General features: G+C 46.3%; 1 protein-coding gene. It reads left to right on the top strand.

What is annotated here, in order from left to right; genetic code table 11:
• A partial coding sequence (locus I5349_RS13880; RefSeq protein WP_226391373.1) for a hypothetical protein occupies positions 1–255 on the top strand: 255 nt, incomplete at both ends.

Genomic DNA, 255 nt, shown 5'->3' with positions numbered 1-255 from the left:
TGACTTACCGTTTGACGGATAACATAGATGCAGCGAATACAGATGATGCAACGGTGACAGTAACAGTAGAGGCAGCACTTATCGAGGCGAATGATGACTTAATAGAAAACGTCAACGGTTTTGCGGGAGCGACTACGGGCAATGTACTAGGCAACGATGAGTTGAATGGAGCATTAGTAAATGCTGGAGCTGTGACGATCACACCGAATATGAACGGTCCATTGACAGTGAATGCAGATGGTACGGTGACGATAG

The sequence above is a fragment of the Penaeicola halotolerans genome, from assembly GCF_016464625.1.
Lineage (GTDB): Bacteria > Bacteroidota > Bacteroidia > Cytophagales > Cyclobacteriaceae > Penaeicola > Penaeicola halotolerans.
Note: the sequence above shows the minus strand (reverse complement) of the source record. Positions and strands in the feature narration are given on the sequence as shown.